Raw genomic sequence first — 5065 nt, forward strand, 5'->3', positions numbered from 1 at the left:
TGGATGTCGGCCAGTCCGGCGCCCTCGGCGGCCATCTGTTCCCACTCCCCTGTCAGGGACAGGCGCGCCTGGGGGAACGGGCGGTCGCCCCGGGTGTCGATCTCTGCAGACAGCGCCGCAAGGGTCCGGGCGCGGGCCTGCGACATCAAGGCCCCGGCCTCGGCCAGCCGCGCCTCCAGCGCATCCAGCCAGCCTGCGTCGGGAGGCCCATCAGTCAACAGACGCATGCGTTCGCGCAGGGTCTTCTCATAGGCCTGAACGTGGGCGGCATGGATGGGCTCGGCGGCGAACACCAGCCGATCAAAGAAGCGGCGACGATCCGCCGCGCCCTCCAGAAACAGACGATCCTGCGCCGGGGTCAGCCACACCTGCCGGGTGTGTTCGGCAAGGCGGCCCGGCGGCACGGTCTCACCCTCCACCCGCACCGCGCGACGCGCGGCGCCGGGGGTCTCGACGCCGGTGCCCAGCCGGGTGTCCTCGTCTCCCGCCCGCACGGTCACCGCCACGGCCCAGGCGCGTCCGTGGGTCTCGCCCGGCATCCGGCGGCCGACCTCCGCCAGCCCCGAGCCGCGCAATCCCCGGCCGGGAATGAGAAAACTCACCGCCTCGAGCAGGTTGGTCTTGCCCGCGCCATTGGGCCCCGCCAGCCAGACGGGCCGCCCGTCCAGCGCCAGCTCCGCCGTGGCGTAGGACCGGAAGTCCGTCAGGGTCAGGCGTGTCAGGGCGCAGGCGGTCACCGGGGCGTCTTAGCCTGCTTCAGGGTCGAGCGCGAACAAGCCAGGCGTCAGGTCTGCAGAAACAGGGCTCCGGCGACCAGGCCTGCGATCGCGCCGCCGCTCAGCAAGGTCCGCAGACCCGGATACCAGTCCGGCAGGCCCCGCGCCCGGACATCCCACAGCCACTGCAGGGCCAGTCCAACAACCAGGGCTCCGATCTGCCAGACGCGCGCGCTCGTCGGAAACATTACGATGGCCAGGGCAAACAGCGTCGGCAGCATCGCCAGCGAGATCGTGATCGGCGACAGCGACGAGCCGGACGCTGCAAGACCCTATCGCGCACCGCCCAGGAACGACAGGATCAGCGCGGCGTAGGCGATCAGTAGCTTAAGCACCAGCTCGCCATAGGCCGGCACCAGCAGGCCGACCAGTGGTGGCCCCAGAAACCCGGTAAGACCCAGAACGCCGTAGATCAGGATCGCACCCGGTGTCGCCTTGAGGCTGGCAAGAAAGGTCATGGGACCTCCGCGACGGATCCTGTCAGGCGGCGGGCCAGCGCCTGCAACCGGGGGCGAATCAGGAGGAAAGCGCGATAGGCCCGCTCAAGAACCCAGAGCACCGGCGGGCTGCGCGCCATCAGGCCGACCGGTCGCAACACCGGGATCGCCCGCCACATGGCCGCAAAGGCCGCCGCGCCGGACACCATGGGTCCGCCCGCCTCCTGCGCATGGAACCGCGCCAGCAGGGTTGACCGGTCGATCGGGCACGCCGCGCCCTCGGCCACATTGACGAAGGCGATGGCCTCACGTCGATCAAGTCGCCGCAGCCAGGCGATCTCCCGCCGGCACAGCGGGCAATCGCCATCGTACCAGACGGTGACCTGCGATGCCGACACTGGACCAGTCATGCGGAATTCAAAGCTCCTCGGCCCAGCCCTAGCGCCGTCGCCGGGTTGCGGCAATCTGTTCGCGAAGCGGGTGACCTGGCGCCCGTCCGGGCCTATCGTGTCGACATGAGCGACACTCTCGAAACTGCATCCGCCGGCGTCAAGGCCAAACCTCAGGACGGGGCTGCGATCCGGCTCTATCTGGTCGACGGCTCTGGCTTCATCTTCCGGGCCTTCCATGCCCTGCCGCCGCTGACGCGCAAGAGCGACGGCGTGCCGATCGGCGCTGTCTCCGGCTTCTGCAACATGATCTGGAAACTGCTGGTGGACATGAAGACGTCCGCGGAGGCGCCGACGCATCTGGCGGTGATCTTTGATCACTCGGAGAAGACGTTCCGCAACAAACTCTATGATCAGTACAAGGCCCACCGCCCGCCGCCGCCCGAGGATCTGGTGCCGCAGTTCCCGCTGGTGCGGGAGGCCACGCTGGCGTTCGGCGTGCCCGCCATCGAACTGCCGGGCTATGAGGCCGATGATCTGATCGCGGCCTATGCCTGCAAGGTGCGCGACATGGGCGGCGAGGTGGTGATCGTTTCCTCCGACAAGGACCTGATGCAACTGGTCGGCCCGAAGGTCTTCATGTTCGACGCCATGAAGAACGTGAAGGTCGGAATTGAACAGGTCGCCGAGAAGTTCGGCGTTACGCCGGACAAAGTCGTCGATGTGCAGGCCCTGTGCGGCGATTCCGTCGATAATGTACCGGGCGCGCCGGGTATCGGCATCAAGACCGCCTCGGCGCTGATCAACGAATACGGCGACCTCGACACCCTTCTGGCCCGCGCCGGCGAGATCAAGCAGGACAAGCGCCGCCAGACCCTGATCGACTTCGCCGACCAGATCCGGCTGTCGCGACAGCTGGTGCAACTGGATTGCGACACGCCCCTCCCGGAACCGCTTGAGGCTCTGGTGGTCGACGATCCGGACCCGACGGTGCTGGCGGCGTTTCTGGAGAAGATGGAGTTCCGCACGCTGGCCCGTCGGATCGGCGACGGCAAGGCCGGGAACGCCGCGCCTGGAATCACCGTCGCCGCCACGCCGGCGCCGGAGACCAAGGCGCCCGCCGCGCCGACCCACGGGGCGGTGGATGTCAGCGCCTATGAATGCGTGCAGGATCTGGCGGCGCTGAACCGCTGGATCGCCGAGGCCACTGCCGCCGGCGTGATCGCCTTCGATACCGAGACCGACGCGCTGGGCGCTACCAGTGCGGGGCTCTGCGGCGTGTCGCTGGCCACCGCGCCGGGCAAGGCCTGCTACATTCCGCTGGGCCATGTGCATGAGGGTGAGGGCGGGCTGCAACTGGACGCGCCGGCCGACCTCACCCAGATCCCGATGGACGCCGCCATCGCTCGGCTGAAGCCCTTGCTGGAAGACCCCTCGATCCTGAAGGTGGCCCAGAACGCCAAGTACGACATGGCGGTGCTGGCCCGCTACGGCATCCAGGTCGGACCCATCGAAGACACCATGCTGATCAGCTTCGCCCTGGAAGGCGGCCTGCACAAAAGCCACGGCATGGATGAGCTCTCGCGCCGCCTGCTGGGCCACGAGCCGATCAGCTTCAAGACCGTGGCCGGAACGGGCAAGGCGCAGAAGAGCTTCAAGCATGTCGAACTGGAGCCCGCGACCCGCTACGCCGCCGAGGACGCCGATGTCACCCTGCGCATCTATGAGCATCTGCGCCCCCGCCTGGCGCATGAGCATCTGCTGACGGTCTACGAGACCCTGGAACGGCCGATGCCGGGGGTTCTGGTGGACATGGAGCTGGCCGGCATCCGCGTGGACCCTGACAGGCTGCGCCAGCTCTCCAACGACTTCTCCGTCCGCATGGCCGAGTTCGAACTGGAAGCCCACCGCGTCGCGGGACACCCCTTCAATCTGGGCAGCCCCAAACAGGTGGGCGACATCCTGTTCGGCGAGATGGGGCTGGCGTCCGGCAAGATGACGGCCACCGGGGCCCAGTCCACCGACGCCTCCATGCTGGAAGATCTGGCCGCCCAGGGCCATGAACTTCCGCGCATCCTGCTGGACTGGCGCCAGCTCTCGAAACTGAAGGGTACGTATACAGACAATCTGGTCGCCGCGATCGATCCGAAAACCAACCGCGTGCACACCTCCTACTCGCTGGCCGCGGCCACCACCGGGCGTCTCGCCTCGTCAGATCCCAACCTGCAGAACATCCCCATCCGCACGGAGGAAGGGCGCAAGATCAGGAAGTGCTTCATCGCCGATCAGGGCCATGTGCTGATCAGCGCCGACTATTCCCAGATCGAGCTGCGCCTGCTGGCCCACATCGGCGACATCCCGCAACTGAAACAGGCCTTCGCCGACGGCCTCGACATCCACGCCATGACCGCCTCCGAGATGTTCGGCGTGCCGATCGAGGGCATGCCCGCCGAAACCCGCCGTCGCGCCAAGGCGATCAACTTCGGGATCGTCTACGGCATCTCAGCGTTCGGACTGGCCAACCAGCTCTCGATCCCCAGGGAAGAGGCCGGCGCCTATATCAAGACCTATTTCGAGCGTTTCCCCGGCATCCGCACCTATATGGATCGCATGACCCGCCAGGTCCGCGCCGAGGGCTTCGTCACCACCATCTTCGGGCGCAAGGTCTATATCCCCGCCGCTCAGGGCCGCTCCCAAGCCGAACGCGCCTTCGGCGACCGCGCCGCCATCAACGCCCCGATCCAGGGCGCCGCCGCCGACGTCATGCGCCGGGCCATGATAAGGATGCCTGACGCGCTGCGCGCTGAGGGGTTGGCTGCAAGGATGCTGCTGCAAGTCCACGACGAACTGGTCTTCGAAGCCCCCGAAGCCGAGGCCGAAGCGGTCATCGCCGTGGCCCGCCGCATCATGGAGCGGGCGGCGGAGCCGGCGCTGTCGATCTCGGTGCCCCTGGTGGTGGAAGCCCGCGCCGCGCCCAACTGGGACGACGCGCACTGAGGGCTTGAAAGGTTCCTGGTGGAGCCGAGGGGGAAGACGTCTTTCTTGGAGGCCATACGCCAGAAATCATTCCTCCTCATTCACTTAGGGGTCTGATTCAGGGACCATCTCCAGTTAGGTAGCGTACCAACGGGAAGAGACGTGGCACGTTAACCCTACCGTCCAGAACGGGACTTAGGAGCACCCTTTCTTCAACAACTAGCAAAACCTGTGATGCGACTGCTGAAACGCCCAATCAGTCGTGATCCTCCCTCGTTTCAGTGGACACCCATGCTAGCTTTTCGGAGCTGGAGAGGCGTGTCTGATGAGTCCGACGCGTCGGGTTTTCCCGGAGTCTTTCAAACGAGAGGCGGTTGATCGTGTGGCGGCCAGCGGACTGTCGGCGGGCGCGGTGGCCCGGGAGCTGGGTCTGCACGAGACGGTGCTGCGACGATGGATGACGCAGTTCGGGGCGCAGGCGACGGGG

Annotated in this window: 5 protein-coding genes and 1 pseudogene; 2 read left to right on the plus strand and 4 right to left on the minus strand. The window is 66.9% G+C overall.

Annotated elements, in window-relative coordinates; genetic code table 11:
* The 4 genes and pseudogenes from ACIQ3B_RS17885 to ACIQ3B_RS17900 form a co-directional block, all read right to left on the minus strand.
* A pseudogene (locus tag ACIQ3B_RS17885) lies at positions 1-737 on the minus strand (DNA replication and repair protein RecF); the annotation flags it as partial.
* Between the two features lie 47 nt (positions 738-784).
* On the minus strand, positions 785-997 hold the full coding sequence (locus ACIQ3B_RS17890) for a hypothetical protein (RefSeq protein WP_397404997.1): 213 nt from the start codon (positions 995-997) through the stop codon (positions 785-787).
* Between the two features lie 51 nt (positions 998-1048).
* Complete coding sequence (locus ACIQ3B_RS17895) at positions 1049-1234, minus strand: hypothetical protein (RefSeq protein WP_397404999.1); 186 nt, start codon at positions 1232-1234, stop codon at positions 1049-1051.
* Positions 1231-1623, minus strand: coding sequence for a thiol-disulfide oxidoreductase DCC family protein (locus ACIQ3B_RS17900; protein ID WP_397405001.1), 393 nt, complete (start codon positions 1621-1623; stop codon positions 1231-1233). Before ACIQ3B_RS17900 ends, ACIQ3B_RS17895 begins: the two co-directional genes overlap by 4 nt.
* Before the next feature lie 105 nt (positions 1624-1728).
* Here ACIQ3B_RS17900 and polA point away from each other — a divergent pair, with 105 nt between their 5' ends.
* Together polA and ACIQ3B_RS17910 are read left to right on the plus strand one after the other, a co-directional pair.
* Entirely contained in the window at positions 1729-4599 is a 2871-nt protein-coding gene (gene polA, locus ACIQ3B_RS17905; RefSeq protein ID WP_397405003.1) for a DNA polymerase I, read from the plus strand.
* 304 nt (positions 4600-4903) lie between these two features.
* The coding region (locus tag ACIQ3B_RS17910; RefSeq protein ID WP_397405005.1) for a transposase at positions 4904-5065 on the plus strand (162 nt) is incomplete at its 3' end.

Origin of the sequence: Phenylobacterium sp., from assembly GCF_044358365.1 — a bacterium.
Taxonomy (GTDB): domain Bacteria; phylum Pseudomonadota; class Alphaproteobacteria; order Caulobacterales; family Caulobacteraceae; genus Phenylobacterium.